The organism is Embleya sp. L77 (assembly GCF_055557415.1).
In genome coordinates this window covers 476,274-489,233 of record NZ_CM145709.1, presented here as the reverse complement: position 1 = coordinate 489,233, position 12,960 = coordinate 476,274, and the positions used below count along the sequence as shown (strand labels likewise).

The window sequence follows — 12,960 nt, the reverse complement described above, 5'->3', positions numbered from 1 at the left end:
GGAACCCGGGCGACGTTCGACCCGTCGGGAGGACAGGGGCAGGCGCATCGCGGACGAGGGTCGGTGCGCCGGAGACGATCCCGGTGCTACGAAACCATCCCCGCCGCCCGCAGGCGGTGTTCGATGGCCGGCCAGGTCGGGGCGACCGGGTCCGGGGGGCGGGTGCCGGTGTCCAGGTCCTTGAAGCCGCTGGAGGTGGCGACGCAGACCACCGGCCCGTCGTCGAGGGGGCCGTGCGCACGCAGGCCCGCGAGGCCCGCCACGGCGGATGTCTCCGCCCACAGGCCCTGTCCGGCCAACTCGGCGCGAGCCGCCGCCAATTGGGCATCGGTCACGAGCAGCGCCCGGCCCTCGGAGGCGCGCAGCGCGTGCACGCCCCGGTAGCCGCTCACCGAGCAGTCGATCGCGTAGGCGGCGGTGGGGTCGACCCGGACGTGCGCGGCCGGCACGCCGTCGCGCATCGCCTTCGCCAGCGGCCCGCCCGCCGCCGGCTCGCATGCGAACATCCGCGGCGTGCGGTCGGTCAGGCCGAGCCGGCGCAGTTCGGCGAAACCCTTCCAGACGCCGAACAACAGCTCGCCGTAGCCGGTCGGGACGAACACCGCCGCAGGCACGCCGAGTTCGGCGTGGATCTCGTAGGCGATGGTCTTGTAGCCCTCGGGGCCGAAGGCATGACCGGTGTGCGTGCTGGTGAGGTTGCTCAGCGGGTGGAAGCCCAGGCGGTCGACGATCTCGCGCATCAGGCCCCAACGTGTCTCGGCCGGTACCGAGAGCACCGTCGCGCCGTACGCGCGCAGGAACGACTCGACGGCCGGCGGCGCACCCGTCGAGGCCAACACCACGGCGGGCAGCCCGGCGCGGGCCGCGAAGGCCGCGGCCGACGCGCCGTGGTTGCCGGAGGAGGACACCACGACGCCCGGCGCACCGACGCCGACGGCGGCGGAGACGGTGCAGCGGTTGATCCGGTCCTTGTGGCTCCAGGTCGGGTTGCGCGACTCGTCCTTGACGTACACCCCGTCGCCGAGATCGATCAACGGTGTGTCGCCCTCGCCCAGTCCGGGCGCCGACAGCGGCGGCAACAGCGGGGCCCAGCGCTCCAGTCCGGCCCGCGGCCCGGTCGGCGGCCCGGTCGGCGCGAACAACCCCGGCTCGACCCGGTCGTACGCGTAGTCCACCTCGACCGGGTAGGCGATCTCGTCGGTGCCGGTCCGCGGGCAGCCGGACACCAGCGGTGGCCACAGCGGGTACGTGATCGCGGGATCGCCCATCGAGCGCTGCGTCGTGGCCAGCGAGGCTCCCCGGCCGGGCGGGTTCGCCGTGTCATCCGAGATCATGTCCGCCGAGCCTAGGCGTCCGGATCGTCGTGCGCACGCCCCCACTCCTCCGGCCGCGCCGCGGTCACCGCGGTGCGCGCGCCGCGTGCCAGTCGTGGGTGTCGGTCAGGTTGGCGTCCGCCTGGCGGGCGGCCTCGGCCGGGTCGCGCTCGCGCAGCGCGCGCAGCAGGTCCTCGTGGCCGGCCGGGTTGGCACCCTGGTAGTCGGGATCGGTCCAGGAGCCCGCCACCGACTCGCGCACCGGTCCGGACAGGTTGCGGTACAGCTCGGCCAGCAGCGGATTGTGCGCCGCGTCGGCGATGCCCAGATGGAACTCCCAGTCGGCGGCGATCCACGCGTCGAAGTCGCGCTCGTCCCACGCGACCCGGCGCCGACGCAGCGCGTCGTCGAGGCCGGCCAGGTCGGCCTCCTCGGCGCGCAGCGCGGCGAGTCGGGCGGCCTGGAGGTCGAGCGCCTGGCGGACCTCCAGAACCAGGCCGATGTCACTGCCGCCGTACAACCGTTCGACGGCGCCGGAGAGTTCGCTGACCGCGCGGACGTAGGTGCCGTCGCCCTGTCGTACGTCCAGGAGACCGGCGTGGGCGAGCGCGCGGACTGCCTCGCGGACGGTGCCGCGGGCCACCCGGAGCTGCGCCATCAGCTCCGGCTCGGGCGGGATGCGGCTGCCCACCGGCCAGTCGCCGGAGGTGATTCGCTCGCGCAGCCGGGCGATCACCTCGGCGGACAGCGCCGGCCGGCGCACCGATTCGAGGCTGCTCATGCGCGCGGGCTCCTGACCTGGGACATCGAACGGGAGAAGAGGATTGAAGAGGCTTGAAGAGGATCCCAGGATACATCTGATGATTCGACGTCACTCGCAGTCACGAGCCTGTGCCTGGACAGAATTCATCAGACGTCTTACCTTTGGGTCATGACTTCCGCAGCCCCCGACACCGGCACGCTCCCGGCGTCGGCCGGTGATTCGGCCGGTCGCACCCGGGCCGCATGGCTGGCCGGCGTGGGCATCGTGCTGATCGCGTTCAACCTGCGTCTGGGCATCAGCAGCGCCGCCGCGCTCCTGGAGGCGCTGCGCGACACGCTCGGCTTCGGCCCGGTGGCCGCGTCGCTGCTGCCGACCCTGCCGACGTTGTGCTTTGCCGCCGCCGGCTCGACCGCCGCGCCCCTGGCCCGCCGATTCGGCACCGAACGGGCCGTCCTGGTGGCGCTGTTCGCGCTCGCCGGGGGTCTGGGCCTCCGGGTCGTGCCGGCCACGTGGGCGCTGCTGACCGGCACCGTCCTGGGCATGTCCGGCCTGGCCGTGGGCAACGTGCTGCTGCCCGCGCTGCTGCGTGCGCACTTCCCGCATCGTGTGTCGGTGCTCACCGGCGTCTACACCACCGTGATGGCGCTGGGGGCGACGCTGGCCGCCGCGGTGGCCGTGCCGGTCGCGAACGGGCTCGACTCGCCGTCGCTGGGCCTGGCCGTGTGGGCGCTGCCGGCCGTGGCCGCGCTGCTGGTGTGGTCCCTGGTCCGGGCGCCGCACGCGCTCACCACCACCGGCGGCGGCCCGACCGCATACGTTTCGCCGTGGACGATGGCGCGCACCCGGCTGGGCAGGCTGGTCACGGCCTACTTCGCCCTCCAGGCGCTGAACTGTTACGCACTGGTGGGCTGGCTGCCGACGCTGCTCTCCGACCAGGGGATGAGCCGCGGCGGGGCGGGCGCGATGCTGGCCGTCACCCAGGGAGCGGGTATTCCGGCCACGTTCGCGCTGCTCGCCTTCGTGCGGGCCACCGGGCGGCTGCGGCCCGCGTTCGTGGTGGTCTCCGCGAGCATGCTGATCGGCTTCGCCGGCCTGTTGTTCGCGCCGGTCGCGTTGCCGGTGCTGTGGGCGGCCGCGGTGGGCCTGGGCTTCTGCTCGTTCCCGCTGGTGTTGTCCGTGATCGGGAGCAGCGGCACCGGCGCCGCCGAGACGACCGCGCTGTCCACGCTGGCCCAGTCGCTGGGCTACGCGGTCGCCGCGACCGGCCCGTTCGCGCTCGGCCTGATGCACGGCGCCACCGGCGGCTGGACGCTGCCGATGGCCGCCCTCGTGGTCACCGCCGTCGGCCAACTCCTGGTCGGCCTGGTCCTGTCCGGCAACCGGGGCGCGGGCGGCCCACCCGAGCCGAAGCAGGCGCCCGCCGCGCGCGCGTGACCGGACGCGACCCCAGGCCGAGTGCGCGCGGCCGTCGTGCCCCCGCCGCGCGCGCGTGACCGTACGCGGGTGTGCCCCGAGGCGGGCGGCCCCGGGGCACACCCGGTCGCACTACTCGATCTCCGCCGCGGGCTGGGCGAACTGCGAGGCGTACAACCGCGCATAGGCGCCCTCGGCCGCCAACAGTGCGTCGTGCGTGCCCTGTTCGACGATCGAGCCGGACTCCATCACCAGGATCACGTCCGCGTCCCGGATCGTGGACAACCGGTGGGCGATCACGAAGCTGGTCCGGCCCCGGCGCAGCGAGTTCATCGCCTTTTGGATCAGCACCTCGGTGCGGGTGTCCACCGAACTGGTCGCCTCGTCCAGCACCAGGATCTGCGGCTCGGTCAGGAACGCCCGGGCGATGGTCAGCAGTTGCTTCTCGCCCGCGCTGAGGTTGCCCGCCTCGTCGTCGAGCACGGTGTCGTACCCGTCCGGCAACGTGCGGACGAAGCGGTCCGCGTGGGTGGCCCTGGCCGCGGCGACCACCCGCTCGCGGGAGACCTCGCCGACGCCGTACGCGATGTTCTCCGCGATCGTGCCGCCGATCAACCACGTGTCCTGGAGCACCATGCCGATCGGTGCGCGCAGGTCCTCGCGGGCCATCCCGGCGATGTCCACGCCGTCCACGGTGATCCGGCCGCCGGTCACCTCGTAGAACCGCATCAGCAGGTTGACCAGGGTGGTCTTGCCCGCGCCGGTGGGTCCGACGATGGCGACCGTCTGGCCCGGGTGCACCTCCAGGTCCAGGTCCTCGATCAGCGGCTTGGCCGGGTCGTACCGGAAGGAGACCTTCTCGAAGGCGACATGCCCGGTCACCTTCTCGATCCGGGCGGGCGGGTCCGGGTCGGGGGACTGCTCCTTGGCGTCGAGCAGGGCGAACACCCGCTCGGCCGAGGCGACACCGGACTGGAGCAGGTTGGACATCGCGGCGACCTGGGTGACGGGTCCGTTGAACTCGTACGAGTACTGGACGAACGCCTGGATGTCGCCCAGCGTCATCGCGCCCGAGGACACCCGCAGTCCGCCGATCACCGCGACGAGTACGTAGTTGAGGTTGCCGACGAAGGCCATCGCGGGCTGGATCAGGCCGGAGATGAACTGGGCCTTGAAGCCGGCCGCGTACAGCGCCTCGTTGTGCTTGTCGAAGACCTCGGCGGATTCCTTCTGCCGACCGAACACCTTGACCAGCGCGTGTCCGGTGTACATCTCCTCGATGTGCGCGTTGAGCTTGCCGGTGCTCGACCACTGCTTGATGAACTGCGGCTGGGCACGCTTGCCGATCGTCATGGTGACCAGGATCGAGGTCGGCACGCTGACCAGGGCGACGAGCGCGAGCAGCGGCGAGATCCAGAACATCATCACCAGCACGCCGACGATGGTCAGCACCGAGCGCACGATCTGGCCCATCGCCTGCTGGAGCGTCTGCGCGATGTTGTCGATGTCGTTCGTGGTGCGCGAGAGCACCTCGCCGCGCGGCTGCTTGTCGAAGTAGTTCAGCGGCAGCCGGGACAACTTGGTCTCGGCGTCCTCGCGCAGCCGATAGGTGGTGCGCTGGACGATGGTCGCGGTCAGCCGGCCCTGGGCGAAGGAGAACAGCACCGAGCCGACCACCACGGCGAACGTGGTCAGCAGGATGGTCCGCACGTGGTCGTAGTCGATGCCCTTGCCGCCGGCGACACCGGTGAAGATCGCGTCGGTGGCCTTGCCGAGCAGTTTGGGGGTGAGCACGGCGAGGCCGACCCCCGCTATCCCGCATGCGAGCAGCGCGTACAGCCGGGCCCGCTCGGGGGCCATCATGCCCAGCAGGCGGCGTCCGGAGGCCTTGAAGTGCATCGACTTCTCGGTCGGCGCGCCGCCCATCATGCGCGCCGCGGGTCCGCCGCCGACCTGCGGGCCGGGCCGGCGTTCGGGGACGGCGGCCTCGACCCGGTCGTCGGACTCGGTGGTCTCGTCGGTGGTGGTCACGCCGCCTCCTCCTCGGTGAGCTGGGACAGCACGATCTCGCGGTAGGTGTCGTTGCCGGCCATCAACTCGCCGTGCGTGCCGGTGCCGACCACACGGCCCTCGTCCAGCACCACGATGCGATCCGCGTGCCGGATGGTGGCCACGCGCTGCGCGACGATCACCACGGTGGCCTCCGCGGTCTCGGCGCGCAGGGCCGCGCGCAGGGCCGCGTCGGTGGAGTAGTCGAGCGCGGAGAACGAGTCGTCGAACAGGTAGATCTCCGGCTTGACCACCAACAGCCGGGCGATCGCCAGGCGTTGCCGCTGGCCGCCGGAGACGTTGCCGCCGCCCTGGGCGATCGGTGCGTCCAGCCGTTCCGGCAGGGCCTCGACGAACGAGCGGGCCTGGGCCGTCTCCAGGGCCCGCCACAGGTCCTCATCGGTGGCGTCCGGATTGCCGTAGCGCAGGTTGGAGGCGACGGTGCCGGAGAACAGGTACGGCTTCTGCGGGACCAGGCCCACCGTGCGCGACAACAGCGCGGGGTCGAGTTCGCGGGTGTCCACGCTGCCGACCAGGACCGCGCCGGCGGTGACGTCCAGCAGCCGCGGGATCAGGCTCAGCAACGTGGTCTTGCCCGCCCCGGTGCTGCCGATCACCGCGGTGGTCTCGCCGGGTCGGGCGATCAGGTCGATGCCGCGCAGCACCGGCTCCTCGGCGCCGGGGTAGCAAAAGCTCACGTCGCGCAGTTCGAGCCGGCCGTGCGCGTGCAGCGCGGTGACCGGTGCCTTGGACACGGTCAGGCTGGTTTCGGTGTCCAGCACCTCGGTGATCCGGTCGGCGCAGACCGCCGCGCGCGGGATCATCATGGTCATGAAGGTGGCCATCATCACCGACGCCAGGATCTGCATCAGGTAGCTGAGGAAGGCGACCAGCGCGCCGATGTCCATCGCGTCGGAGCCGATCCGGTGGCCGCCGATCCACACGATCACGATCGCCGAGGTCTCCCACACGAGCAGGACCGACGGGTACATGTAGGCCAGCAGGCGGCCGAGCGAGAGCGACACGTCGCGGATCTCCGCGTTGGCGTCCGCGTACCGGTTCTGTTCGTGGGTGTCCCGGCCGAACGCGCGGATCACCCGGATGCCGGTGATCTGTTCGCGCATGATCCGGTTCACGTTGTCGATCCGGCCCTGGAGCACGCGGAACAGCGGCGGCATCGCGCGCACGATCCAGCCGACGGCCAGGACCAGCACGGGCACGATGATCAGGAACAACAGGGACATCGGGACGTCCTGGTTGACCGCCATCAGGATGCCGCCGAAGCACATGATCGGCGCGGACACCATCAGTGTGAGCGCGAGCAGGGCCAGCATTTGGATCTGCTGCACGTCGTTGGTGGTGCGGGTGATCAACGACGGGGCGCCGAACTCGCCGACCTCACGCGCGGAGAAGGTCTGCACCCGGTCGAACACGGCGGCACGGATGTCGCGGCCCACGCCCATCGCGATCCGGGCGCCGAAGTACACCGCGATCGCGGCGCACACGATCTGGACCAGGGTGACCCCGATCATCGCGGCGCCGACCCGCAGGATGTAGCCGGTGTCACCCTTGACCACACCGTTGTTGATCAGGTCGGCGTTCAGGGTCGGCAGGTACAGGGTGGCCAGGGTCTGCACCAGTTGCAGCAGCACCACCAGGCCGATCGGTTTGGCGTAGGGGCGCAGATGTGCGCGGAGCAGTCGGATCAGCACGAGGTCCTCTTCGGGTCGGGGGAGTACAGCCGACCTGGGGCACAAGCCGTACACGGACACGGGAGCGGCCTCGTGCGGGGCGCCGGCTCGGGGGGCGGGCCGAGGGCGCGGCGCAAAGGCGGGTCCTGCCCTCGACGGTAGTGCCCCGCGATGGGACGGTCGATCGGATTGCGCCCACTGCCCCACCGGTGCCGGGCCGGCCCGGCCGTGGTCGAAGGGATGTGCATGACGGTTCTCCCCGAGTGCGGTCCAAGGTGCCGAACGCGACCCGCGACGTTCTTTCGGGCGGCATGTCGAAACCGTAGAACTTCAAGTCGACTTGAGGTCAAGGTCGACGGTCGGGACATGCCGATGCCCTCGGGCCGTCGGCGGCCCGTTCGGAACCGTACACAGCGCGACGGCCCGCCCACCCCGAGGGGTGGGCGGGCCGCCGTGGTGCGGATCGCGAACGTCAGTGGATCACGACGATCGACTCGCTGACGTGCCACACCGCGAAGTTGTCGCCGTGGCGGCCCTTGTCGCCGTGGTGACGCTTGTTGCCGTGGTGGCTCTTGTCGCCGTGGTGGCCCTTGTCATCGTCGTCGTCGCAGTCCGAGAACTTGACGCCGGCGCCGGTGCGGTGACCGACCAGCAGACCGTCGTCGTGACCGTGACCACCGGCGCTGGCGGTACCGGCACCGACGATGGCGAAGAGGGCGGCGCCGGCAACGGCGATCAGCGAGGTGCGGATGCGCATTTTCATCTCCCATGAAGTGGGGTTGTGCAGGACGTCGATACAGATATCCGGAAAACCACATCAATATGGGTAAGTTCCCCCATTAGGGGCATATTGCGCACCCGTTACGACCCGTTCGGCCCGTTGTCACCCGTGCACGTGGGTGAGCCAGTGCGCGTACCGCTCGTCCGTACCGGTGACCGCCGCGGTGTAGGCGGCCTGGAGCTTGCGGGTGACCGGACCGGTGCCCACCTCGCGGTCGTCCAGCGAGGCCACCGGCACCACGCCCGCCGCGGTGCCGCTGACCAGGACCTCGTCCGCGGTGTACAGGTCCGAGCGGAGCAGGTTCTCGACGCGCACCGGCAGACCCAGATCGGCGGCCAGCGTGAGCACGGTGTCCTGGGTGATCCCGCGCAGTGCGCCGGCGCTCGCGGGCGGTGTGTACAGGATGCCGTCGCGCACCGCGAAGACGTTGGCCGCACTGCACTCGCTGACGTAGCCGTCCGCGTTGAGCAGCAGCGCCTCGTCGTAACCGGCCTGCAGCGCCGCGGTCTTGGCCAGCGCCGAATTGAGGTAGCCGGCGGTGGCCTTGGCCGCGGGCGGCAGCGCGTTCGGGTCGTTGCGCCGCCACGAGCTCGTCGCCAGGCGGATGCCGCGCTCGGCCGACTCGTCGCCGAGGTAGGCGTTCCACTCCCAGCCCGCGATGCTCACCTCGACGGCCATCTCGGGCCGGAAGGCCGGGCCCATCTCGCCGTAGCCGATGTGCGCGAGGTGGCGCAGGTAGCACTCGGAGTGCCCGTTGGCGGCGACCAGTTCCACCGTCGCGGCGCGCAGCGCGGGCAACTCGTAGGGCACCTCGAAGCCCACGATGCGTGCGCTGTCGCGGAACCGGCGCAGGTGTTCGTCGAGCCGGAACACCGCGGGGCCGCGCGGGGTGAGGTGCACCCGGGTGCCCTCCAGGACGCCGGTGCCGTAGTGCAGCCCGTGGGTGAGGACGTGCACCTTCGCGTCCGCCCACGGCACGAGCGTGCCGCCCATCCAGATCCAGTCCGCTTCGGTCAGTGCCATCGCTGCTCCCGCCCTCGTGTGCTCGCGTGCGTGGTCGCGTCCGGCGCTCGCGCCTTGCGGCGGCGCCGGTCGGGTCTGCCGGGCAAGTGGATCACTGATGAACGACTCGATGAGCCACTTGGTGAGTGGCACATTAGCCCTATCGGTATTGGGCCACTAGTGCCGATCCGGCATGCGGACATGGCGGTGCGCCGCTTGGCGCGGGGGTGGGGTGGGGGCGCGAGCGGGGCCGGGGCGGCTTGCGGGGCTGGGGAGTTGGGGTGGGAATGGGTCGCGGGGTGGGTCACGGGCCACCTGCGGTACTCGTCCTTCCACGCCTGGTCGGTCGCGGCTTGGTCCCGGGCGGCTTTGAGCAGGGCGAACCGGGCGCCGACGGTAACGGCCCGTCCTGCCTTCGCGGTGGTGCAACGGCCGTGCAGCGGGCAGCCGGCGCAGACCGTCCCGAACGCCGCGGTGCGGGTGCCGTCGGCCCGCGGCGGGTGCAGGACAGCGGTGTGACCGGCCGGACAGACCACCGTTCCCGCATCGGGGCCGACGGTGAAGTCGTCGACGGTGAACCCGCCGGGGACCGCCGCCCGGGCCGGCGGTGGCTTGATCACCGCGGTGTGACCGGCCTGCGCGAGCAGGTCGCGCAGTGCGGCGGTGCCGTAGGCGGCGTCACCCAGCACGGTCAGGCCCGGCTGTTCGCCGTCCAGCAGGCCGGCGGTGACGGCCGCGTCACCGTTGTGCGCGCCGGTCGAAGCCGGCCTCGGCGGCTAGGCCGTGTCCGGCGGATCTTGGTGGGGCCGCGCCGCCCGGCATCCGCCCTTCGGGCTCTTCGCGCGCTCGTCCCGCCGCACCGGAGAAACAGCCGAATGGAAACCACTTGCGGCTGCTTCTCCGGCACACCGAGCCACGGCACCGGACGACGCGACCTCATCCACCAAGATCCACCGGACACGGCCTAGCCGAGTTCGTAGTCGAACCAGATCCGGTGGGTGCCGTCCGCGTCGACCTTCATGCCACCGGTTCCGGTGATTCCCACCAGTTCGCTCGTTCCGCTGCCCGGAGCGATGACGAAATACTCATCCGTCCGACCACCGTCGCCCAGGGTGGTCGCGGCGTGAGTGAAGTTGAAGGAGCCCGCCCGCTCCTGGAGTGTCCCCTCGAAGGACTCCATGGCGACATAGGTCCCCCTGGCGGCGGTCAGGTCGAACGCCGCAGTGAACAAGGTGGCCGAACGCCCGACCACCTCCCCTTCGTACTTCTTCTCCATCGTGGACACCCCCACGGGCATCGCGGTCTCAATAGCCGGGCTGGGAAGCGACGTTGGCGTGAAGTCGGCGACGGTGAACGTTCCGGAAGCTCGCATCCCCGGATCGTATTCCGCGCCGCAGACATCCGTGCCAAACAGATCAAACAGCTCCCAGGAGACAGCTGAGAATCTTGCTCAGGCTGCCCGGATCATCACAGATTTCCAGTAAGTGCCAATCGCCAAAAACCGGTGCAAGACAGGTGCGGCTCCAAGATTTTCAGCACCCTTCTAGCGGGATTCGTGCCAGGCCTTGACGAGGAGTTCGATGGCCTGGGACAGGACCGGTTCGGGCCAGGCGTAGCTGAGGCGGATGCGGTCGGCGGCGGTGTCGGGGAGCGGGGCGAAGACCGCGCCGGGGGAGACCGCGACGCCGTGCCGCAGGGCGGTTGCGACGAACTCCTCGCCGTCGACGCATGGCAGGCGGGCCCACAGGGACAGGCCGCCGCGCGGCAGGGTCCATTCCCACTCGGGCAGGTGCTCGGTGAGCTCGGCGGCGAAGTGGTCGCGCCGGCAGGCCAGCGTGGCGGACCACTCGCGCACCCGCTTCGCGCGGTCCGGGTCGCGCAGCAGGTGGATGGCGAACTGCTGGTCCAGGGTGGAGGAGGCCAGGTCGGTGCGCTGTTTGGCCTCGATCAGCAGGGTCCGTACGGCGGCCGGCGCGGCGACCCAGCCCAATCGCAGGCCGCCCCACGTGGTCTTGGACAGCGTGCCCAGGCAGACCGTGCCCTCGGGCAGGTGCTCGGCCGCCGAGGCCACCGGGCCGTCGGCGAGATCGGCGAGGCTGCGGTCCTCCACGAGCAGCGCGCCCTCCTCGGCGGCGACCTCGGCGATCGCCTTCGCGCGCCGGGCCGACACGACCGCGCCGGTGGGGTTGTGCACCGGCAGCGAGAACACGTACGCGGGGCGATGCCGACGGATCGCCGCGCGCAGTGCATCCGGGTCGAACCCGTGGCGATCGGCCGGTACCGGGATCGCCTCGGCGCCGAAGCGGTATCCGGCCGCGAGCATCCCGGGATAGGTGGTCGGCTCGACCAGGATCCGGTCGCCGGGGCCGAGCAGCGCGTCGGCGACCAGGTGGATCGCCTGCTGCGCACCGGAGGTCACCACGATGTCGTCGGCGGCGAACCCGGCGGGCAGTTCGTGTGCGGCGATCAGGGCGCGCAGACGCGGGTCGCCGGCCGGCGCGTACCCGTCCTGCGGACGCGCGTCGAGCAGGTCCTCCACGCGCAGCGCGGTGTTCGGCAGCAGCGACGCGTCGGGGACGGCCGCCTTGGCCAGGTCCACCACGATGGCGCCCTCGCGCAGCCAGCGCGCGAACGTCGGCCGGCCGCCGGGGCGCACGTAGGAGCCGCTGCCGTGGCGGCGTTCGATCAGGCCGACACGGTTCAGCGAGAGGTAGGCCGACGCGACGGTGCCCCGGCTGAACCCGAGCGCCTCGGCGAGAGCGCGCTCGGAGGGCAGCCTGGTCTCGGCGAGCAGATCGCCCCCCTCGACCAGTTCGCGCAGTGCGTCGAACAGGCGCTCGCCGCGGGATCGACGCTCGTTGCGGCGGGGGCGCCCCATGCGCTCCCCGACCACCACGGCGAACTGCTCGACCTCCACGATCACTCCCTCCTCGACGCACACGTGTGGGACGACGATGGTTTCACGGTCGGGGGCGGTCCCGTGTGGGGGTCGAGGCGGGGGTGCGTGTCCTCAAGCGCCGGACGGGCTGTATTTGGTGGGGCTTGGGGGAGGGTGGGTTTCGGGCGTGCTCAGGCGCGGACGGGGTGGATCGGGTCGGGTTGGGGTGCCGGGGTCGGGAGGGCGGGCGGCTTTCAGGTGTCCTCAGCGCCGGACGGGCTGATTTTGGTGCGGCCCGGGTGGGGCGTGTGGGTTTCGGGTGGTGGGCGGGCTGGGTGGGTTACCAGGGGAGGGGGTGGGTGTCTCGGAAGAAGCCGCCGGTGGGGCCGGTGTCGGGGAGGGTGGCTGCCCAGACGATGCCGGCGGCGCCGGCTTCCACCGGGCGACCGCCTGGGCCGCCCATGTCGGTGGCGACCCAGCCGGGGCAGACGGCGTTGACCAGGATTCGGTCGGGGCGCAGTTCGGCCGCGAGCATGCGGGTGAGTGCGTTGAGACCGACCTTGGAGATCGTGTACGCGGGTGTGCCGCCGCCCATGTTGGTCAGCGACGCGGCCTCGCTGCTCACGTTGACGATGCGCGGATGCGCCGAGCGGCGCAGCAGCGGCAGGAACGCCTGCACCGTGCGCCACGGCCCGTACAGGTTGGTCTCGCCCGCCTCGACCACGACCGCCAGGTCGGCGTCGGTCGCGCGCTGCCACGTGTCGTAGGTGATCGCCGCGTTGTTGACCAGTGTGTCCAGGCCGCCGAAGCGTTGCTCGACCTCGGTGGCGGCGCGCCGGACGCCGGCCGGGTCGGTCACGTCCAGGTGCAGCGGATGGGCGTCCAGTCCCGCGGCGCGCAGCTCGCGTGCGGCGGATTCGGCGGACTCGGCCGCGCGGGCACCGAGCAGCACCGTATGCCCGAGCAGGCCCAACCGGCGGGCCACCTCGTGCCCGATGCCGCGGTTGGCGCCGGTGACCAGCGAGATCGGGGCGGTTGGGCGGGCCGGGTCGATCGTGTGAGCCATCGGG

11 protein-coding genes are annotated in these 12,960 nt (G+C 71.6%); 1 reads left to right on the top strand and 10 read right to left on the bottom strand.

Annotated features, from left to right (window positions below):
* Positions 1–86: 86 nt before the first annotated feature.
* Together ACZOOI_RS01980 and ACZOOI_RS01975 are read right to left on the bottom strand one after the other, a co-directional pair.
* On the bottom strand, positions 87–1,334 hold the full coding sequence (locus tag ACZOOI_RS01980; RefSeq protein WP_465279096.1) for a threonine synthase: 1,248 nt from the start codon (positions 1,332–1,334) through the stop codon (positions 87–89).
* Positions 1,335–1,398: 64 nt separating this feature from the next.
* The gene (locus ACZOOI_RS01975) at positions 1,399–2,094 is read right to left on the bottom strand and encodes a FadR/GntR family transcriptional regulator (protein ID WP_391586082.1); all 696 of its coding nucleotides are present in this window, start codon (positions 2,092–2,094) and stop codon (positions 1,399–1,401) included.
* A 150-nt stretch (positions 2,095–2,244) separates the two neighbouring features.
* Here ACZOOI_RS01975 and ACZOOI_RS01970 point away from each other — a divergent pair, with 150 nt between their 5' ends.
* Positions 2,245–3,510, top strand: a complete 1,266-nt coding sequence (locus ACZOOI_RS01970; protein ID WP_465279095.1) for an MFS transporter — start codon at positions 2,245–2,247, stop codon at positions 3,508–3,510.
* 111 nt (positions 3,511–3,621) lie between these two features.
* Here ACZOOI_RS01970 and ACZOOI_RS01965 read toward each other — a convergent pair whose 3' ends face one another.
* The 8 genes from ACZOOI_RS01965 to ACZOOI_RS01930 form a co-directional block, all read right to left on the bottom strand.
* Entirely contained in the window at positions 3,622–5,520 is a 1,899-nt protein-coding gene (locus ACZOOI_RS01965; RefSeq protein WP_465279094.1) for an ABC transporter ATP-binding protein, read from the bottom strand.
* Positions 5,517–7,250 carry an ABC transporter ATP-binding protein gene (locus tag ACZOOI_RS01960; RefSeq protein ID WP_465279093.1) on the bottom strand — a complete coding sequence of 578 codons (1,734 nt, stop codon included), beginning with the start codon at positions 7,248–7,250 and terminating at the stop codon, positions 5,517–5,519. The genes ACZOOI_RS01965 and ACZOOI_RS01960 overlap by 4 nt, the downstream gene beginning before the upstream one ends.
* A 451-nt stretch (positions 7,251–7,701) precedes the next feature.
* Positions 7,702–7,986, bottom strand: a complete 285-nt coding sequence (locus ACZOOI_RS01955) for a hypothetical protein (RefSeq protein ID WP_465279092.1) — start codon at positions 7,984–7,986, stop codon at positions 7,702–7,704.
* Positions 7,987–8,112: 126 nt separating this feature from the next.
* The gene (locus ACZOOI_RS01950) at positions 8,113–9,033 is read right to left on the bottom strand and encodes a branched-chain amino acid transaminase (protein ID WP_465279091.1); all 921 of its coding nucleotides are present in this window, start codon (positions 9,031–9,033) and stop codon (positions 8,113–8,115) included.
* A complete protein-coding gene (locus ACZOOI_RS01945; protein WP_465281332.1) occupies positions 9,024–9,548 on the bottom strand; it encodes a transposase in 525 nt (174 codons plus the stop codon). The genes ACZOOI_RS01950 and ACZOOI_RS01945 overlap by 10 nt, the downstream gene beginning before the upstream one ends.
* Before the next feature lie 428 nt (positions 9,549–9,976).
* Positions 9,977–10,384, bottom strand: a complete 408-nt coding sequence (locus ACZOOI_RS01940; protein WP_465279090.1) for a DUF3224 domain-containing protein — start codon at positions 10,382–10,384, stop codon at positions 9,977–9,979.
* A 171-nt stretch (positions 10,385–10,555) separates the two neighbouring features.
* Positions 10,556–11,929 (bottom strand): aminotransferase-like domain-containing protein, encoded by a 1,374-nt coding sequence (locus ACZOOI_RS01935; RefSeq protein ID WP_465279089.1) that lies wholly within the window; start codon positions 11,927–11,929, stop codon positions 10,556–10,558.
* Between the two features lie 301 nt (positions 11,930–12,230).
* On the bottom strand, positions 12,231–12,956 hold the full coding sequence (locus tag ACZOOI_RS01930) for an SDR family NAD(P)-dependent oxidoreductase (protein ID WP_465279088.1): 726 nt from the start codon (positions 12,954–12,956) through the stop codon (positions 12,231–12,233).
* Between the last annotated feature and the right edge of the window lie 4 nt (positions 12,957–12,960).

What these genes read in the sequence shown, in the direction of transcription:
- ACZOOI_RS01980 (WP_465279096.1), bottom strand. Translation starts at nt 1,334, where the DNA reads ATGATCTCGGATGACACGGCGAACCCGCCCGGCCGGGGAGCCTCGCTG.
- ACZOOI_RS01940 (WP_465279090.1), bottom strand. Translation starts at nt 10,384, where the DNA reads ATGCGAGCTTCCGGAACGTTCACCGTCGCCGACTTCACGCCAACGTCG.
- ACZOOI_RS01955 (WP_465279092.1), bottom strand. Translation starts at nt 7,986, where the DNA reads ATGCGCATCCGCACCTCGCTGATCGCCGTTGCCGGCGCCGCCCTCTTC.
- ACZOOI_RS01930 (WP_465279088.1), bottom strand. Translation starts at nt 12,956, where the DNA reads ATGGCTCACACGATCGACCCGGCCCGCCCAACCGCCCCGATCTCGCTG.
- ACZOOI_RS01975 (WP_391586082.1), bottom strand. Translation starts at nt 2,094, where the DNA reads ATGAGCAGCCTCGAATCGGTGCGCCGGCCGGCGCTGTCCGCCGAGGTG.
- ACZOOI_RS01950 (WP_465279091.1), bottom strand. Translation starts at nt 9,033, where the DNA reads ATGGCACTGACCGAAGCGGACTGGATCTGGATGGGCGGCACGCTCGTG.
- ACZOOI_RS01970 (WP_465279095.1), top strand. Translation starts at nt 2,245, where the DNA reads ATGACTTCCGCAGCCCCCGACACCGGCACGCTCCCGGCGTCGGCCGGT.